The following is a 19,137-nucleotide window of genomic DNA, read 5'->3' on the forward strand; positions in this document are numbered from 1 at the left end:
TGAGATCACCGGGTTTTTTATTGGGGAATATTGCGATTTACCACAGATGCACATATACGGCGGGGCGCACCTTTTGGCCCGCTGTGCCAGCAGACAATAGAGAATCTGCATAAGCCGCGTCATTCACCATACGCTCTCGGCTACCCCCCTTTAGAAAAAGATGCAAATGCCGATTGGGTTCAGCAACCAGATCATTTACTGTCTTGCGAAACTCGCCCGGTCCCAAACTGCGTGTTGCAGACCGCCCATCTTCCGAAAACGCCAGACCTCTGGAAGTATATAAAATCACCACATCCCCTGGTTCGGGATCGTGGTGATAGACGCGCCACACGGGCTGTGACACATTCAAAATCATAATCCCCAAGCACAGCATCAACATCATAATGCCCAGGAACAACTCTTTGCTCACGTCGTGCGCTTCGGCCTCGCCCACCGCGCGCTGTAAAAAACGTCGTCTCACCCTCTTTTCTCCCCTTCGCGCATATCCAACCATTTGCGTTCCAGATCAGACATGCGGTTCAGCAACATATCATAGCCCTTTCGAAGCGGCAAATAGGCCAGCAAGGCAACGAGCGTTGTCTGAAACGCCAGCACCAATCCACCTGCCATATCGCGCAACACCTTAAACGTCTCGGTCGCCTCATCCAGTCGGGTCAGTTCTTCGGCCATCAGCAAAATACCGCACACAGTCCCCAAATACCCATAAAACGGAACGCGACTCAAAGCGCGTTGCCCGGACAACAACCGCTCGCCAAACACAGCGAGTAACTCATCTACTGCCTCGTCATCGCGCGCTTTTAAGTCCGCATAATTCTCGTGGCTCTGGCGAAATTTATCCACCTGCTCATGGCGCAATGCGGTCAAATTACCTGTATCCGCACCTTCTGCACCCAACCGTCGCCAAAAATGAATAAATGTGACCAGATGCGCTGCCGAACTGCCCAAAACGAGCACATAAGCCGAACGCCCCGTCCACTCGACCCAACTCGCGGCTGCTGGCGCAAAAAAATAAAAATAAATACCAATACTCGCCACACCAGCGCCGCTCAATCCACCTATTATCGCACCAGGCCAATTGGACTCGGGCAGACCAAATTGTTTTTCGTAACCACAAATAGCACTTAAGCGTTGCATCAAAATCAATGCACCTGCTATAGCACACACAACCCAAAAAAGAACCAATGACAACGATTCAGACCAGTGTAATCCGTACATCACTCGTGTTCTCCCATTAACGATTGCCAGCGTATAGCCACATACAACACATAAATTCCCACGATCAGCGTGGGCAACAACAATCCCAATCGCGTGGCCTGATTCGACTGTCCACCCCCACCACCGCGTCTCATCCCCTGCGGCTGCACCTGTGCATTGACGCCCTCATCTTTTGTTTCACTTTTTATCCCACCGCGTTCATCAGGAGGGCGATACGCCTGCTCGCGACTACCGCGGTCACTCGCGGTGGAAACCGCATCACCCGTAGTCGCAGTTACAGCACCTTCTCCTTTTAACGCGCGGCGGTCTGGATAAATCAACTGCTGCTGCACCGCCGGTAACTTCTCCGACCAGGACCGAACATTTTCTGCCACTGGTGTCGACACCTTTTCGGTCAAAGGCGCGGCTTTTCCCAGTGTCAGCGATGGAGAACGGGCGCGTTCCCGATTGTAAAGTGGCACACTCAGGTTGCCCTCACGCGCTAAATCTGCTCTTAATTTTTTTCGTCGAGCCTGCAAAATAGCGAGTTGTTGGGCAAAGGTGTGATAATCCATCGCCTGTTGCCGCACAGCCTTAGATATGGCGGGTGCGCTTTCTGCAAGCGCGCGATCAATCGCACCCTGGTCAAATGTGATAGCCATATCTACAAACCCAAACATTCGCATGCCCCAAATCGGTTGCGCGCCGGGAATATCTGGCATCGGATGGGCATAAGTAATTTCCGTTGCCCGTCCTCCTGAAGTCTCCCATGCCCCATTGGAAACCACAATGGGGTACAACCTTCCAACACCATCTTTCAAATACAAACCACCCATAAAACCACTCTCTACCCTATCCGTATCCCAACACCTCACGCGCAGGCGATTTTGTCCTTGAAAATACAAATCTGGAACGGTCACTTCCACGGGTGTCAACCGGGTCTCACCCACGGGAAAATCATTGAGCCAAACCCGCGCTTCGTCATCCGCCCAAAAAATCATCACAGCCGTCATTCCCTCGGGCAGCACGCGATCGGGACGCGCCTCGGGCAGCTTCTTCAACACCTCGGCATCTGCCACCTGCATCATCCGCACGAGACTATCTACGGCGGCGGACACATCGTTGTATTCCCGTCGGACTGCCGACACATCCCTCTCCATCGCCTCCGCATAACTGCTTGCAAACAGCAATAGAATCACGAGGTTCACCAAACGCATTTTCTCAAAAATCCGCAAAAGATCCGTCATCTTCATGCCAGAACATCCCGCGCAGGCGATAAGATTCATCGCGCAAAGCCTCGAGTGCATCATCGTCCATATCCACACCCAAACCCGGCTCAGTTGGCAATTCAATAAAACCATCTCGAAAAATTAGAGGCGTCTTAAACAAGTCTTCTCCACGGTTATGACCGCCCTCGCAAATCAACAAATTTGGAATCGTTGCCATTACATGCACCGACGCTGCCACCCCCACAGGCCCGGCCGCATTGTGAGGCGCAATCGCCATATTGTGAATCTCTGCCATCCCCGCGATCTTTTTCAATTCTAACATACCCCCACAATGGCGAATATCCGGTTGCAAAATCGCGCACATCTCTCGCTCGATGAGTTCGCGAAATCCCCAGCGCGTCAAATGCCGTTCGCCCGTGGCAATGGGCACAGTTGTACCCCGGGACAGCGCCAATAACGCCTCGTTATTTTCCGGATGACACGGCTCTTCTGCGAACAGTAGGTGCAGCGGCTCCAACTCCTTCACCAGAATCGCGGCCATCGTCGGACTCAACCGCCGGTGCAAATCCACTGCAATATCGACCGAATAGCCCACCGCTTCGCGCACCGCAGCAACGCGCGAAACCATAAAATCTATTTTTTCTGGCGTATCGACAAATCTCACAGGACTCGGCGAAGTCCCCATCTTCACAGCGCGAAAGCCCTCTGCCACCTTCTGGCTTGCAGCCTCCGCACATTCCTCTGGCGTCGTCCCGCCCGTCCCTGTGTACACGCGAATGCGATCGCGAACTTTCCCACCCAAAAGTTTCCAGACCGGCAGCCCCACCATTTTGCCAAACACATCCCACATCGCCATCTCAATCCCACTCAGCGCACCGACCAACACCGGCATACTCCGGCTATAACTCGAGCGATACATCGCCTGCCAGTGATCTTCGATATTCAACGGATCTTTGCCCACCAGGTACTCGGCCATATCCTCTACAGCCTGTGCCACCACGCGCCAATGCTCGTAATTCATCGGCTCGCCATATCCCACCAATCCCTCATCCGTAAACATCTTCAAAATCATCGCCCGACCCCGAATGGGAATCGTCTCAAACCCCGTAATTTTCATGACAAAACCTTTTGGAACCACAGATAAACGCCGATAGACACAGATGGTTACATCTTTATCCTTCCGAAAATGAGTGATCATTATCCAACGTTGTACCCTCTTTATCGGTGTTCATCTGTGTTCATCTGTGGTTGCTTTGTGCCTTTTGAATAATCTCTGCAATCTCCCCCGCAAACCGGATCTGACTGTCATCCTCTGGCGCATATCCCACAACGCGCCTTGCATTGTCGATATTCCAGAACCGGTGCGTATTCCCACTAATGCCAAAAAACACCTGAAACGGCACCCCATTTTCATCTTCAATATTCTCTGTCTCAATACTCTTAATCACCAGTTGAGATAAATCCCGCGCACTCAAATACGCGCCCAATTCGCGGTGCAACTGCTTCAAATTATCGGCCGACTGCCCTTCCATAATGGTGTCTCGGGGCGCGCCAATGCGGATGTGGACACTCTCCAGCCGCTTGCCGTTGGTCGCATTGCCCGTTGCAAACACAAAGGCCAGATGTTCGTACGACGACTTTGCCCAACCATAAAAATTATCAGACAGAGGCAGCATATCAGTCGTGGCAAAATCCAATCGGTCAGCCCAGATCAACCGCTCGTAAAAATCGCATGCGTGATTTGAACTCATCACAACAATGCGTTTCACACCCTCTTCGACACACGTCTGGTACACATTGTGGCACATCCGAATATTATCGGATTCCTTCCAATAATCCGTGTGCTGCCAATCTACAGTCCCCTTAAACCCGCTGTGTACCACGGCATCGGCACCTCGAAAATGGGCGCGATACGCATCCCGATCCGGATTTTCCAAATCCACAACTTGCACGCCTTCAACTTCATCGCCCTCGCGGTTGGTCGCCTTCACATCCAACAATGTCAGATCGTACCTCTCGCGCAATGCCGGCAACATCCGCCCCGCCACATAGCCCGATGCACCTGTTAGAACAACCTTTTTCTTCGCCATATCGCGTTCCTTTATGCAGCCTGATAAACAACCTGCCCCCGCACCACCGTTGCCACCACATCCAATTTCTCCTGTCCATCTTCCCAGCGGAACAAAGACAAACTCGCCTCTTTACCGACATCCACAGACCCCACGCGGTCTTCTATCCCCAACAAACGCGCCGGATTAATCGACGTCATTTCAATAGCATCGGACAGCGAAGCGTCTGTAAACCGCACGGCATTGGGAATACCACTATCCAGAAATAAACCCGCCCCTGCCAGATAAGGCGTTCCCGCCAGCGAAATTTTGCCATTGGCGTGCAATTCGCTCTGTCCCAACCCGCTCTCGCTGCCGTAAATACCCGGCGACAGACCAGCGATAGATGCCACATCGCTCACCAGACACAGGCGTTCTTTGCCTTTTGCGCGATAAAAACTCTTCAACACCGCAGGCGGCAGGTGAAACCCATCGGGAATAATCCCTGCCCACAACGCATCTGCCGCGAGTTGTTCCCATATATAATTGGGATGACGCGGCAACTCGGCATGCGCGCCATTGCCCAGATGGGTTGACATTTGGGCACCGGCGGCAACCGCCTCCTGGATGCGCTCGGGACTCGCGCCCGAATGACCAATTGAAACAATAACACCCGTTGCAGCCACCTTCTCAATAAATTCCAATGCGCCGTCTCGCTCGGGCGCAAGCGTAAAAATCGCAATGCGCCCACCAGCCGCTTCTTGATACCGCTGAAATTCATCCCAATCTGGATCGCGCACATGCGCCAGGGGATGCGCTCCGCGCGGACCATCTTCAGACGCGATATAAGGTCCCTCAACGTGAAACCCGACAAAAGACGCACGCGCGACTTCTGATTCCTCACACGCCTTTGCCAACAGCGCTAGACCGTGAACCGCATCTTCCTCAGATGAAGTCGTCACCGTGGGACACCACAAACCCGTGCCCGTCCTGTGCATCCACGCCGCTGTCTCCACAATTTTCTCTACCGTCAAATCTTTGGCTTTATAGTTGATCCCCCCCACGCCATTGACCTGCACATCAAAAATCGCCGGCGCGATCCACACATCATCTCCACCAATCGCATCTCCCGCCTCCCTGCGATGAATAGCTGCGATCTTCTCGCCATCTGTTTGCACGGTTACGACCTGCGACGTATCAACCAGTTTGCCCCTAAAATTCATAGTCTTATCTCCTTTCTGAGCGCTAAACTACGCGATTTTCTGTACTTAATCAATAATGAATCCATCTGCCTACAATTCATTTGTCCATTATCCCCTGTCCCATTATCTTGCATACACACCCAAAAATAAACGACTAATATGACCCGTTCTCAAACCATCGGCCTCATCCTCGGCCCCGCGCTGGCACTGTTTATTTTTTTCTTCCCAAGTGACCTCGGCATATCTGCCCGCATGGCGCTCGCTTTCACCGCGCTCACCGTTATTTTCTGGACCTTTGAACCCATTCCTATTTCCTACACCGCCATCTTCATCCTCACAGTCTTTCCGCTTCTCGAAATCCTCTCTTTTGAAACCACTTTTCAGGGCTTCTCCGGCAAAGCCGTCTGGCTCGTCTTTGCCGGAATGGCATTGAGTCTGGGCATTACTGAAACCCCCTTGGGGGCGCGAATGGCCCAAAGCGTCCTCGGTCGCCTGAGTGGATATCGGCAACTCGTCTTTGGCCTGCACATCCTGGGCCTCACAATGGCACTGCTGATCCCCTCTGGCGTCGTGCGCATCCTCATCTTGATGCCAATGGTCGTCTCTCTGCTCAAAACCCTCGGCGAAGCCCCCAACTCAAAAGTCAGCGCTGCTCTCGTCCTCTCGCTGACCTGCGCCACGTATTACAGCGGCACGGGCATCCTGACGGCTGGCGTGCCCAACCTGGTCATTCTCGGCGTTCTGGAATCGCGCGATATCACAATCTACTGGAGCGAATGGGCCTATTATCTCTTTCCCATCATCGGCCTCCTGCGCGTTGGCCTGCTCTACGGCCTTATCCGCTTGCTATTTCGCCCCTCGAGGGAACCCGATTTCTCGGGCCATTCCGCTATCGCCGCTGTTCCCACACACATGACCGGTTCCGAAAAAAAAGTACTCGGCATTCTCATCGCAGGTGTTCTCCTGTGGACGACCGATATTATACACGGCATTCACCCGGTCTATATCGGCCTGAGCCTCGTCCTCCTCTGCTATTTGCCCGGCTGGGGTCCCTTGCCCTTTGACACCATCAAAAAAGTCAATTTTCCCCTTCTCATATTCATTTCCGCGGTTTTTGCCATCGGTCACGCCCTCGAACAATCTGGCCTCAACCGAGCCCTCGCGTCCGTATTCATACACCATCTCCAAACAGTCGAAACCCCCATTGCCCAACTCGCCATCATAGCTTATCTGGCTGTACCATTTGATTTTTTAATGGACACCGCTGCGGTTGGCGGCGTGCTCGCCCCCTTTCTGCTCGACCTCGGGCCTCAACTCGGCCTGTCGCCCCTCCCCATCGCCCTCAGTCTGGCAATCGGCACAGGCGTGGTTTTCATTCCCTATCAGGGCGCGCCATTTATTGTCGCGTACAGCTTTCGCTATGCTCGAATGGGTCAATTCATACTCGTGATGTCGCTGATTTCTCTGGTAACGCTCATCGCGCTGCTTCCACTGACCCTGTTATACTGGCGTATAATTGGATTTATTTGATTCTATCCCATCGCCGTACAACCCCTTCTATGCTTGACAAATACGCCCACACACACTTTAATATTTCCAATGCTATCACCCGATTTTTCACTCAGGAGTACAAAAATGACCCAAACCATTGACGGAGAACGCGCCCTTGCCTGGGGTGCGGTAGAAGCGGGCGTCGGCGTTGTAACCGGGTATCCCGGTTCACCCGGCACAAACACATTTAACGCCATGGCCGAAATGGCCAAAGATCACGGGCACCACGCCGAGTGGTGTATCAATGAACGCATTGCCCTGGATATGGCAGCCGGTGCATCACAGGGCGGCAAGCGCGCGCTCGTATGTCTCAAAAGCGTGGGCATGAACGTCGCGCTCGATACCCTGATGGTGCTCAACATGACCGGTGTACACGCCGGACTCGTCATTGTCATGGGCGATGACCCCGGCGCATGGGGATCGCAAAACGAGCAAGATACGCGCACCCTTGGTCCCCTGGCCGAACTTCCAATGCTCGAACCCGCCACGCCAGGGGAAGGCCGCGACATGATAAAATGGGCTTTTGAATACTCGGAAAGCCTGCAATCCATCGTGATATTGCGACTGACCAGAAGTTATAGCGTCAGCACGCAAGCCCTTTCCGACTTTCGCCCCGCAGCGCAACACCCCACCCGCGAACCCGACCGCGAGCCAATGAGCTGGATATCGGCACTTCGCACAACCGAAGGCAACCACACAGAATTACACGAAAAAATTGCGCGCGCCACCGCACAATTTAGCGACCTGCCCTTCAATAGCATAAATGGCAATGGAAAGAAAGGCATCATCGCTTGCGGCATGGTACACACCAAACTCCTCGACGCGCTCGATGGAGCAGACACATCTAACCTCTCCATCCTCAAACTCAGTGCCCTGTACCCCCTTCCGCAAAAACTCATCGCGGACTTTCTCGCAAAGTGCAGCGAAGTACTCGTCGTTGAAGAAGTTGATCCATACATCGAAGACGCCATCAAAGCCATTGGTTACGACGCCGGTTTTACCCCGCCAATCCTGGGCAAACGCACGGGACATCTCACCAGCGTGGGCGAACTCTTCCGCTGGCAAATACAAAACGCACTCGACAACTATCTCCCTGGTTTCTCGCCAACCACGCGCTACACCGAAGAAAATTGGGAAAGCGAAAAACCCTTTCGCAAAAACCACTGCGCTGGCTGCCCCTTCACAGAAATCCTTACTGCACTGCGCGAAGAAGCCAATGCCCTCGGTCAAAACCCCTTTATATCTGCCGATCCGGGATGCGTGGTAATGGCCGCTCCCATGCTCGACACCAAACTTTCGATGGGATCCGCCATTGGCGTAGCCTGTGGCTTGAGCAAAACGGATATTACCGAACGCACCATTGCGATATGTGGCGACTCCGCCTTTTATCACGGCGGCATCAATGCCCTCGTCCATGCGCGCGCCACAGGTGCGACACCCATTGTTATGGTACTCGACAATGGCGGCTCGCTCACCACCGGCGGACAAACCACGCCCGACCAGGGCGTTCAAATAAATGGCGAAGCCGGACCGCAAGTCACCATGCGCGACCTCGCTCTTGCATGCGGAGCGTCGCGAGTCCGCGAAGTCCATGAGCAAGACACCGACGACTATATGCGTAGCGTCTTTCGAGACGCCCTGCAAGATCCCACCCTCAACCTCCTCATCGTGCGAAAGCCATGCCATGAAGTGTAATTAAACGCCATTAATACCAACTCAAATGCCCCTGTTTCTGCGAATGAAACAGGGGCATTTTGTTTGCACTATTTTGATGGTACAATCTAAAGATTCAGAAGTTTAGCCGCCGTGCGGTATTTGATATCTTCGAGCGCCTCTTCATCGACGGGCAGAATAGCGAGTTTGACAAGAGCTGGACCAGCATAGGATATGGGCAAGTGCGTGCCAAAAAGAATATGATTCGCACCGCCTTCCTCAATCAAATATCCCAGATCCTTCATCGCATTGGTATTTTTGTGCAGACCATAATGAATTTCGGCCAGTGAAAGATCGACGTACCAGTTCAAATCGCGCAGGTCCTCTCGCACCCAGAGCGGTGACCGCGCGAGCGGACGGGCATTCGGTATAATAATCGCGGCATCGGGCACAGACGCGATCAGATTGGCGAGTTGTGCCAGGTCAACACTCTGGCCCGGATCCATCCAGTGATGCTGCCGAACATCTTCGAGTCTGTGCGGAATAAAAACCGGGAGATTGCACTGAGCGCATGCCTGAACGACGCTTCGGCTCTCAGCACCATCGGCCTGATAGTTGTGATATTGCGGAAAAAGGCGAATCCCCTTCATACCGAAATCAATACAGGCTGTCAGATCATCTTCCCAATGCGGCGACAGAGGATTAATTGTACCAACTGGAATAAGGCGATCATGCGGTTCAACATCGCGGGCGAGCCGCTCATTCGCCGATTGTGGATGCCTGTGAAATGCGGCTTCAATATAAGAGACAACAGCTTTGTCAATACCCGACCGGTCGAGGCGTGTGATAAGCGCATCGGGCGTATTGTCTCGCAAAGAACGAAAAGGCCATATGCCGAGCCAGGCATTTACATCTATGAGCATTTTTTGTTTTCTTTCTTTAACTGGTACGAGGTTCTGTGGGCGTAGCTCCCTGTTGCGCAAGAATGCGCTCGGCATTGGTCCAAAAAATGTGTTCGCGTTCGTCCTCTGTAAGATCTGCATCGAGAACTTTGCCCACCGAGCCAGCCATCGTGCCATCGGTGCCAAAAAGCACGCGCTCGACACCGAGTTCTGAAACCGCGTATTCGACCTGTCCATCGTCCAGGTTGCTACCCGACACATCGACATAAACATTGGGAGACGCCTGGCGCATTTCGCGCACAGTGTGTTCCCAATCGCCTCCACCCCCGATATGGGCGTGAATGAGAATCGCATCGGGATATTTTTCACTGGCTTCGCTAAAATGAATACCGTGTGAAATGAGCGGCTGGCTTGCGCGGTGTTCGGGAACGGGATATCCCGCATGCTGAAGAATGGGTACGCGGCGTTCGCTCGCCAATTCGAGAACAGGGTGCAAAACCGGATCGTCGATGCGGTACTGATTGTAGAGCTTAATGCCAATCATGCCCGCATTGAGACAGCGCTCGGCTTCGTCTATAGCACCTTGAAAATGACCGGGAATGAGAAAACACCAGCCGCGAATGCGTTTGGGATGGCGCGCCATCGCGCTCAAAATAGTATCGTTGTGAGGAGGCACATCCCTAACAGGTGCCAGAATGCCCTGTTGGATAACGGAGGAACACCAGTATTCGGTAATGCCGAGCATGTCGCCCGAAGCGACGAGATGATCAGCGGACTGCTCCCACCCATCCATAAGCCAGACATGGCAGTGCATGTCAATTTTGGGACGGCGAATGCCAGATTCGATATCTAAGGTCATGATTAGCTTTACCCGTTATTGTAGATTTGCGATGGGCAATTTACTCAGTTCTGAATGATTGGTCAAGACAACAAGCAACACGATCTAAAAATAGTGCGCCCAGACCTTTTTTACCCCTGCGATCGTCTGATCGATATCCTCGTCCGTATAGCGTTCATTCACGGGAAGGCGCAGACAAGTGGCTTGCAGGGTATCGACATTGGGACAGTCATCGGGATTGTACACAGTATTTTGCCAGAATATCGGAATATCGTCCGTTAAAGGATAGTACTTGCGTTTCTGGATAACTTCCGTGCGTAAAATATTTTTCACTGCGGACATGCTCGTATTGATGGAAATGCCCTCGGCGCGAAAAATATTGACGAGTTCATCTCGCGTTGGCGTGCTGCCCGTATAGCGAATGGCAAGCGGCCACCACGAAGGATGGACATTATCGGCAATTTTCGGAAAATCGAGATGGGGTAGATCGCCGAGTTCGGCATAGTATCGCCGAACAATCTGGTCGCGACGTGCAACGAGGTACTCGAGCTTGTGGAGTTGTGCAATAGCGACAGCGGCTTGCAAGCAGGTCGGGCGCAAATTAGTACCAAAAAAAGGAATGGGTTGCACACCGCGTTCGAGTTTCTGACCCCGCAAATAGGTTTTGTCGCGGAAAAGACGGGCAATTTCAGCGGTCTCATCGTCATTGGTCGTGACAAAACCGCCATCGCCAGTGGAAATCTGCTTGGATTCATTCATGGAAAATCCTGCGGCGTGTCCAATCGCACCAACAAATTGACCGCGATAGGTTGCGCCGTGTGCCTGCGCGCAATCTTCGAGAATTTTGACCCCTGTTTCCTCGCTAATCTCCAGAAACGCATCCATATCACAGGGCATACCGGCCATGTGGACAGTAATAATAACCCTGGTCTTATCCGTAATTTTCTCGCGCACCTTTTGAGGATCGAGCAGGCGGGTTGACAAATCGATATCAGAAAAAATCGGGATAGCGTGCAGTGCAAGAATGGCCGCAGTCGTACCAAAATCCGTCATAGACGTAGTAATAACCTCATCGCCTTCAGACACACCCAGCGCGGCAAGAGCCGTTTGCAGTGCAACCGTGCCTGATGTCACCATAATCGCGTGTTTGACCTCAAATGCGCGACATATTTCAGCTTCAAAATCCGCGACTTTCCCATCTGGTCCCATGAGTTTCCCCGAATCGAGAACCTCGAGCAACAATTCGCGCTCTTCATCGGTATATTTATTCGGTTGATTATACGGAATGGTTTTGGCCTTTTCTCCACCGTTAATTGCGAGTTCATCCATCGTGCATATCTCCTGATTCAGGTACGCCGAGTGAGGCGTGGATCTGGACAAATTTCCACTGATCATCTTCTTTCTCGAGAACACCTGTCAAACGCATAGCCAATTGTTCGCGTTTGCCCTGCCATTTGAGATTCCAGGTCTGACGCGTGTAAAACCATGCAACTGCCTCGCGCTCTTGAACATCGAGATAATCGCATGTAATGGTAAAATCCTCGGTACTATCCACATGGTGACGATAGTACTCGGGTATATTTTCATCACCCTGGATATATTCGTCTTCATCTGTACCTATCTTGACATAATAGGGCGCGCGGGACATAAGACCGATCAACCGCCGGGCGTCTCCCGCAGTAAGCGCGTCAAAATAGGCGTGTACAGTTTTACGTGCATCCATATCCTAAAACGTGCCGGGCCAGGGATACGCATTGGACCCCGCATTGGCATCAATCGGACCTTCGGGCAGGGTATCTTGCCATGCCAGCACCCGATCAGCCATTTCCGCGACGCGCTCTGGCATATATTCTGCGCGATTGTTGAGTTCCATCGGATCTCGCGGAATATTGAAAAGTTCGACGCGGCTGCGGTCGGGATTCAAAAGCAATTTCCAATCGCCTTCGCGGATGGAAAGCATGGGGCTTTTGTGCAAACAATGCCCGGCAATATTGAACCGCCATTCCCACATAAGCGGTTTTTTCCTCATAACACTGCGACCGCGCAGCGCATCGGTCATATCTTCCCCGTCGAGCACCAGACCATCGATATCAATACCAGCCAAATTGCAAAAAGTGGGCAAAAAATCGACCGCGCAAAACGGCGTATCGTTATCAATGCGCCCGGCAGAAACGCCATTGGGCCAGCGAATAATAAAAGGCGTACGCACACCGCCCTCGTAGAGACTGCGCTTGCGACCGCGAAAAGGACCGGAAGAACCGACGCCGCTATGCGTGGCATTGCGAATATGGATATCTTCGGGACCATTGTCCGCAGAAAAAATAACTATGGTATTATCGCTCAAATTCAATTCGTCGAGTTTATCCATCAACCGACCAATGTGGCGGTCTGCATTCGTGACAACCGAATAGTAAATCCGCAACGCGCCCTTGTGTTTGTCTTCCAGGCCATTCGCTGTGAATTGCTTGTAGGGCTCCATCTGTTCTTCAGTCGGATCGAGAATCGCGTGGGTATCGTTGAGCCAGGCCTGAACAAAAAAAGGCTCGTCTTTATTGCGCTCAATAAAACCAATCGTTTCATCAATAATCACCTCCGTAGAGCGGCTGCGACCCTCGCCAGTCTGCAAATCGGTAAAATTGAGCAACGGGCCATTGCCCACATTGATTTTAGACTCGTCAATACCGTAGTCATAAGGAGCCGGTGCGCCTGCGCCGCTACCGAGATGCCACTTGCCAAAGTGCCCCACCGCGTACCCGCTTTGTTGTAACAGACCAGTAACTGTAACCGCATTGGGATCGAGAAAATTGGGCATACCCCGTGCCGCATTCTGCGCGTGCTGTGCAAAATGCCCGTGTATGCCCCAGTGCGCTGGAAAACGCCCGGTCATAACAGCGGCGCGGCTTGGGGAACAAACCCCAGAGCAAACGTAGAACTGAGAAAAAAGAGTCCCCTGTGCGGCAAGGCGATCCAGGTTTGGCGTCCTGGCATGAGGATGTCCATAACAACTCAAATCGCCCCAACCCCAGTCATCGGCGAATACAAAAACAATATTGGGTCGGCTCATAAAAAGCTCCTTTTCACAAAACCAGAAGAACGGCAAGAACAGCGATCCCCACACCGGCAATCGCAGGTCGGGCGAGGCGTTCTTTCCAGTAGAAATGGGCAAAGAGGTTATCCAGCACAACAACACTACATCCCAATGTCGGAAAAAAAAGCGTGCCTGGCAACTTGCTTAATGCGGTCATAATGACGCAAAGCGCCAGGACATTGTAAAGACCGATGAAAACGCCGAGTTTGACCGCAGGTCCTTGTGGTCGGTGTTTTTTCAGGGCAATGACAACACCACCTATCAGTCCAGCGGTTGCTCCGATGAACATCAAGACATGTAAATAGACGGGATCGAGACCATTGTAGTGAACAGATCGCAAACACGTATGGCTTATGCCCTGACAGAAACAAACCGCGATAAGCAAACCAAATGCTTTTATTCCTCTGACTTGCGCGGTTCTGCCCGGATGAGAAGTCATAAGTGCCAGCGCACTGAGCGCGAGAAGCAACCCCACAAACTGCGTTGGGGCCATGGACTCGCCCCAAAGGTAAATGCCCAGCACAATGGGCATGACAATGGACATTCGGAAAGCCGTAACAACAGAACCGATGGGCGCAAGGGTAAGCGCGTGATTCATCAGCAACATGGAACTGATAAAAACCGTACCAGTTCCCAACCCCATGTAAAGGGCAAGACGGGGAAACGTCCACGCATCGGTAACAAAGAGATAAATGGCAATTGCGAGAGCCAAGACGAGGTAGTTGGTGGCGACAACCACTGGCGCGTAACAGCCGCGTCTTTGTCCGAGCTTGAATAGCTGGACAAAACCGAAGTCGAGGATAATAGAAAAAAAGAGCCAGTGCATAAAAGATAATTAGTGATCTCGGCTTTTATTCCTATGACAATATGGATAGGTTAAACGACTTTCGTCCGCAATTTATCCCCGATGGGGTGATGGTGCAAGTTATAATTCAAATAACGCTTGCCTTACCCAGTTCGATTTCAGTATTACTCACCATAGACAAAGAGTATATTGAACTGATTCAGCCAAAAACCTGGTCATTCCCCATCAAGGATGTTGTGCTATGCTTCAAATAGGCCAAGCCGCCGTCGGCATCACACCGCCTTTAGGCACCCATCTGGCCGGAAGCGGCATGGGAGAATACCGCCCTGCTCAAAAAACCCTCGATCCACTTTACGCCAAAGTGATGGTCGCCCAGGCCAAAGACGCGAAGTTGTGTATCATCTCATTAGACACGTTGGCGGTTACTTTGCCCTACACCCGGGCCATTCGAGAAAGCGCTGTCGCGCTGGGCTTTGAACCCCACGCCGTGATGGTGCATTCGTTGCAGAATCACTCGGCACCGAGTTGCGGCGCCCTCATGCTCGACCCGGATTTCCCGCTTGACCTGAGAGCTGATCAGGAGCACATCACCGGTAGTGAAGCCGCTTATACGAAGCAGGCCGTCGCCGGCGCAACCCGCGCGATCCAAGAAGCGAACGATGCGTTAACGCCAGTGCAGGTCGCCATGGGGCATGCCGTTCGCGACGACCTGGCCTTTAATCGGCGTGGCGTGATGCGCGGCGGCAATATCTGCATGCCGTGGCCCTTCACCAGTGACGCCAAACCCCTGGGGCCGACAGACATCGTTTACATGGAAGGCCCTGCCGACCCACAGGTGGGTGTGTGGTGCGCGCAATCGGTCGCGGGTGATATGGCCGCGATGCTGCTGCACTTTACCTGTCATCCGGTCAATGTGTTTGCTCGGGAAAAAAATACCATCTGCGCCGACTGGCCCGGCGCGTGGAGCGCAAAAGTCAAAGACCAAAACAGTCTGATGTGCCCGCCCCTGGTCATCAACGGATGTTGTGGCAACGTCAATCCCTGGCCCGCCTTTACGCCCAACTTCACGCCTGACCACGTGCGCATGGGGAATGAATTGGCGGACACCACACAGGCCGTCATCGAATCGCTGAGCTTTGCAGACGTTGATTCGATCGATTGGCGCTTCGAAAAAATCCCTCTGGCGTATCGCGATATTCCCAACGATCGGCAAGACCAGGTCAACCGCATTCTGGCCGAACACCCAACGCTGAAACTACAAGACAACGGCGAAGTAGATCCCACATGGTTTCATGCCGCATCGACGAAAAGCATCGAGCTTTGCCGAAATCGCGAGCCGCAATTCATGTATGAAATCCAGGTCTTCCGTATCGGCGACATGGCTATCATTTCTCTGCCGGGCGAGCCGTTCGTGGAAGGTCAATTGGAGATTAAGACCAGGTCGCCTGCGAAGCTCACCTTCATCGCTCACATGTCCACGCAATACGTCGGCTACCTTCCCACGCGCGACGCCTGCGCAAGACCGGGGCACGAAACCAACGCCAACTGCACCTACTGGGCCAAGTTTGCGCCGGACTCGTTGGAGCGCATCGTCGAAGCGACGTTGGCAATACTGACGGAATTATTCGAAAATAACTGAGAGGTGATAGATGCCCCTGAGCAACGACTTCATCGAGCAGTTCGCCACACCTGGGGACGACTACCGTCCGCACATCATGTGGTTCTGGAACGCCCCGCTTGAGGAAGGCGAGGTGCGCCGACAAGTACGGGACTTCAGGGACGCAGGCATCCTCAATTTCTACATCCACCCCATGTACGGTTTCCCGGTCGATTACCTGTCCGAGAAAATGTTCGAGGCCATCGGATGGGCTGTCGATGAGGCCAGGAAGCACGGCATGCGCTTCTGGATCTATGACGAATACAACTGGCCCAGCGGCGCCGCAGGCGGGTACCTGATCCGCGACAACCCCGATCGTCGCATGCTCGTGGTGACGAGCGACGAACAGGCATCGGAGCATGGACCCCAGGACGATCACGCTGCATGGCAATGCGTGGACGAATCGGGCAAAGCGACCGTCTTCCACGAGACGCCACAGAATGGGGTGTGCCCTTTTGCGCAGTGGTCGCCCTTCTGCTGGGGGCAAGAGGGCTACGGCGATGTTTCCGACCCGGAGACGGTACGGGCATTCATCGAGCTCACTCATGAAGCCTACCGTAGCCGTTTCCCCGGAGAGCTGGGCAAGACGATTGCCGGCCTCTTTACGGATGAGGTGTCTTACTGCCTGGCCGGCTTCTACGGCGAGTCCGAGCGCCCTCTCCCCTGGACTCATGGCATGCGCGAAACGTTTCTTGAGCGCCATGGCTATGACGTCGCGGCGCACCTCCCGAGCTTGCTGGCAAACGTGGGAGATTACCGGAGAATCAGGTGCGACTACTGGCACTACCTGACCGGCCGCCTGGAGAGCGCCTACTACCGGCAGTGCGCGGAGTGGTGCCGAGAGCATGGGCTAACGCTCACGGGACACCTTTCGGGGGAGGAGCTTTTCCGCCACAACATTCTCTTCTTCGGAGATTTCTACCGGTGCCTCCGCTGGCTCGACATCCCCGGGATCGACGCCATCTTCCCTCGACTGAACCACGAGGCCGACCACTTCATGGTCGCCGCTAAGAGCGGGGGGTCCGCCATCCGCCATCTCGGACGCGACCGACTGCTCTGCGAAACCTACACGGGCAGCGGCTGGGAACTCACGCCCGAGCAGATGAAGATCATCTTCGACAAGCTCGCCCTGGGCGGTGTCAACCTCCTGCAGTACATGGGCGCCTACTACTCAATCGCCGGCATGCGCAAGGTGCTGCCGGGCGGGTATCCACCCTCACACGGCCACCAGAATCCGTTCTGGCCGTTCTATCGGACGTTCGGCGACTATGTCGCGCGTATCTGCCAAACGCTGGCTCTGTCACGGTCCACCGGGAAGGTCGCCGTCCTGCACCCGATCACCACAGCGTTCTGTGAGTGGGCGGGTAGTGCGGAAGACCTGGCCCGGGGAGTCCCGGGGCCGCCCGCCTTCGAGGCGATGCAGCAAGCCTTCCTTGCTGTGACAAACCTGCTCCTGGAACTCGGGGTCGACTACGACTACCTCTTCGAGGACGTCCTGGCTTCTGCGAACGTGGACCGTGGGACCGTTCTGACCGCCGAGGCTGAGTATGAACTGCTGATCTTGCCAAACGTCACTTGCCTGACTCGGAAGACCGCAGAGAAGCTGGCAGGTTTCCTGGAAGCCGGGGGACGCACGGTCTTCGTCAACAGCGTGCCCGGCTGGGCGGAAGGCGATCCCGCGCTCCTCAAACGAGTGACCGATCATCTCTCGGCGCTGCCGGACAACGAGGGGCGTGAAGCGGCCGCCGCACTCCAGGAGGGGACGGGCACACATCTCTGCGGCCGGGATCGCGTGACCTGGATCGTGAGCAACGACCTGCCACCCGACGCCCGGGACCCGCTGAGGAATGTCCTCGATGCCGTCATTCCACGCGAATTCCGAGCCCTGCCTGAGATGCCGTCCTCCGTGCGGGCAAGTCGGCGGGTGTTCGACGGCGAGCCGCTGCTGTTCCTCTACAACCAGGGAACGGAGCGCGTGTCCGTGCCCTTGCCTGCTGACGTCAACACAGTCCTCGATCCCGAAACAGGGGACGCCGGGAGTATCGACGCGAACGTTGACCTGGCTCCGTTCCAGACGCTTATTGCAGCCCGGACCGACGGGCCGGTCTGCGCCAGCCGGGGACCGGAGCAGAGCTGGACACAGGAGCTGGTGTTGGGCGAGGCCGAGTTCTCACTCCTCGAGGCGAATTTACTGGCCATCGCCTGGCAGGTCCGGATGTCCGACGCCGAGGAGTGGCAGGACCTTGACGGACTGCACTTCCCCGCCACATGTGCGGTTCAGCCCGGCGACGAGTATGAGCTCAAGTGGACCTTCCGAATCGAGGAAGGTGCGGAGCCGGTCGAGATCGTGACCGAGGATCTGACCGAAGCGTTTCATCTCGAGCTCAACGAACGTCCGCTCACCGGCTTCGAGCGGGCGCGGATCTGGGATTGGCGCAACCTGCGGGCAGACATCCGTACTCTGGTCGTGCCGGGCGAGAATGTGGTCACGTTCCGGAGCCGCACACCCGGATGGGATGGGCCTCACACGCCGCCACTCACAGCGATCCGTGGCGATTTCTGCGTGGACGACGGGTGCCTGGTCAAGACACGAGGGCGTCTCGGCCCCGGGTCATGGGCTGAGGCGGGCTTTCCAAACTACACAGGCACGGCCCGGTACCGCTGGCGATGTGAGTTGCCGCCACTGGGGGGCCGCGTCTGGGCTCATGCAGAGGAGGTCGCCGCAGTGGCAGCACTGATTGTCAACGGGCATCGTCTCGCACCGCGCCTCTGGCGCCCCTACACGTTCGACATCACGGATCTCGTGTTGCCGGGGCCGAACGAGATTGAGTTAGAGGTCACGAGTTGCGCGACAAACCTATTGGGTTTGAACCAGCCTGAGCTCTTCCTGAAAGGGAAAGCCGCGACGGCCCGACAGGAACGCCAGGCCGCCGGACTGCTGACGCCTGTGTCCATCAGGTGGTGAAGCCG

Annotated in this window: 16 protein-coding genes; 4 read left to right on the top strand and 12 right to left on the bottom strand. The window is 54.4% G+C overall.

The features are described from left to right. Nucleotides 1-37: 37 nt before the first annotated feature. From F4Y39_24250 to F4Y39_24275, 6 genes are all read right to left on the bottom strand, one after another. On the bottom strand, nucleotides 38-460 hold the full coding sequence (locus F4Y39_24250) for a hypothetical protein (GenBank protein ID MYC16849.1): 423 nt from the start codon (nucleotides 458-460) through the stop codon (nucleotides 38-40). After that, nucleotides 457-1,218, bottom strand: a complete 762-nt coding sequence (locus tag F4Y39_24255; protein MYC16850.1) for a hypothetical protein — start codon at nucleotides 1,216-1,218, stop codon at nucleotides 457-459. The genes F4Y39_24250 and F4Y39_24255 overlap by 4 nt, the downstream gene beginning before the upstream one ends. After that, a complete protein-coding gene (locus F4Y39_24260) occupies nucleotides 1,215-2,447 on the bottom strand; it encodes a hypothetical protein (GenBank protein MYC16851.1) in 1,233 nt (410 codons plus the stop codon). Before F4Y39_24260 ends, F4Y39_24255 begins: the two co-directional genes overlap by 4 nt. Then, nucleotides 2,416-3,540 (bottom strand): galactonate dehydratase, encoded by a 1,125-nt coding sequence (gene dgoD / locus F4Y39_24265; GenBank protein MYC16852.1) that lies wholly within the window; start codon nucleotides 3,538-3,540, stop codon nucleotides 2,416-2,418. The genes F4Y39_24260 and dgoD overlap by 32 nt, the downstream gene beginning before the upstream one ends. Nucleotides 3,541-3,661: 121 nt before the next feature. Beyond that, a complete protein-coding gene (locus tag F4Y39_24270; GenBank protein ID MYC16853.1) occupies nucleotides 3,662-4,513 on the bottom strand; it encodes an NAD(P)-dependent oxidoreductase in 852 nt (283 codons plus the stop codon). A gap of 11 nt (nucleotides 4,514-4,524) precedes the next feature. Then, complete coding sequence (locus F4Y39_24275) at nucleotides 4,525-5,694, bottom strand: amidohydrolase family protein (protein MYC16854.1); 1,170 nt, start codon at nucleotides 5,692-5,694, stop codon at nucleotides 4,525-4,527. A 138-nt stretch (nucleotides 5,695-5,832) separates the two neighbouring features. On the opposite strand from F4Y39_24275, the gene F4Y39_24280 reads away from it, so the two are divergent. Both F4Y39_24280 and F4Y39_24285 read left to right on the top strand, forming a co-directional pair. Beyond that, complete coding sequence (locus F4Y39_24280; protein ID MYC16855.1) at nucleotides 5,833-7,203, top strand: hypothetical protein; 1,371 nt, start codon at nucleotides 5,833-5,835, stop codon at nucleotides 7,201-7,203. A gap of 69 nt (nucleotides 7,204-7,272) precedes the next feature. Next, nucleotides 7,273-8,919 carry a hypothetical protein gene (locus tag F4Y39_24285; protein ID MYC16856.1) on the top strand — a complete coding sequence of 549 codons (1,647 nt, stop codon included), beginning with the start codon at nucleotides 7,273-7,275 and terminating at the stop codon, nucleotides 8,917-8,919. Nucleotides 8,920-9,005: 86 nt separating this feature from the next. Here F4Y39_24285 and F4Y39_24290 read toward each other — a convergent pair whose 3' ends face one another. The 6 genes from F4Y39_24290 to F4Y39_24315 all read right to left on the bottom strand — a co-directional run bounded on the left by F4Y39_24290 (nucleotide 9,006) and on the right by F4Y39_24315 (nucleotide 14,531). Continuing rightward, the gene (locus tag F4Y39_24290; protein MYC16857.1) at nucleotides 9,006-9,956 is read right to left on the bottom strand and encodes an amidohydrolase family protein; all 951 of its coding nucleotides are present in this window, start codon (nucleotides 9,954-9,956) and stop codon (nucleotides 9,006-9,008) included. After that, nucleotides 9,817-10,638 (bottom strand): amidohydrolase, encoded by an 822-nt coding sequence (locus tag F4Y39_24295; protein ID MYC16858.1) that lies wholly within the window; start codon nucleotides 10,636-10,638, stop codon nucleotides 9,817-9,819. The genes F4Y39_24290 and F4Y39_24295 overlap by 140 nt, the downstream gene beginning before the upstream one ends. Before the next feature lie 84 nt (nucleotides 10,639-10,722). After that, a complete protein-coding gene (locus tag F4Y39_24300) occupies nucleotides 10,723-12,012 on the bottom strand; it encodes a DegT/DnrJ/EryC1/StrS family aminotransferase (GenBank protein ID MYC16859.1) in 1,290 nt (429 codons plus the stop codon). Further along, on the bottom strand, nucleotides 11,939-12,340 hold the full coding sequence (locus F4Y39_24305) for a nuclear transport factor 2 family protein (protein MYC16860.1): 402 nt from the start codon (nucleotides 12,338-12,340) through the stop codon (nucleotides 11,939-11,941). The genes F4Y39_24300 and F4Y39_24305 overlap by 74 nt, the downstream gene beginning before the upstream one ends. 3 nt (nucleotides 12,341-12,343) lie before the next feature. Beyond that, the gene (locus F4Y39_24310) at nucleotides 12,344-13,681 is read right to left on the bottom strand and encodes a sulfatase-like hydrolase/transferase (GenBank protein ID MYC16861.1); all 1,338 of its coding nucleotides are present in this window, start codon (nucleotides 13,679-13,681) and stop codon (nucleotides 12,344-12,346) included. Between the two features lie 13 nt (nucleotides 13,682-13,694). Next, nucleotides 13,695-14,531 carry a hypothetical protein gene (locus F4Y39_24315; GenBank protein MYC16862.1) on the bottom strand — a complete coding sequence of 279 codons (837 nt, stop codon included), beginning with the start codon at nucleotides 14,529-14,531 and terminating at the stop codon, nucleotides 13,695-13,697. Nucleotides 14,532-14,751: 220 nt separating this feature from the next. On the opposite strand from F4Y39_24315, the gene F4Y39_24320 reads away from it, so the two are divergent. Together F4Y39_24320 and F4Y39_24325 are read left to right on the top strand one after the other, a co-directional pair. Next, complete coding sequence (locus tag F4Y39_24320; GenBank protein MYC16863.1) at nucleotides 14,752-16,149, top strand: hypothetical protein; 1,398 nt, start codon at nucleotides 14,752-14,754, stop codon at nucleotides 16,147-16,149. 10 nt (nucleotides 16,150-16,159) lie between these two features. Then, complete coding sequence (locus F4Y39_24325) at nucleotides 16,160-19,132, top strand: hypothetical protein (GenBank protein ID MYC16864.1); 2,973 nt, start codon at nucleotides 16,160-16,162, stop codon at nucleotides 19,130-19,132. Nucleotides 19,133-19,137: the final 5 nt, after the last annotated feature.

This window comes from Gemmatimonadota bacterium, from assembly GCA_009838845.1.
Classification (GTDB): Bacteria; Latescibacterota; UBA2968; order UBA2968; family UBA2968; genus VXRD01.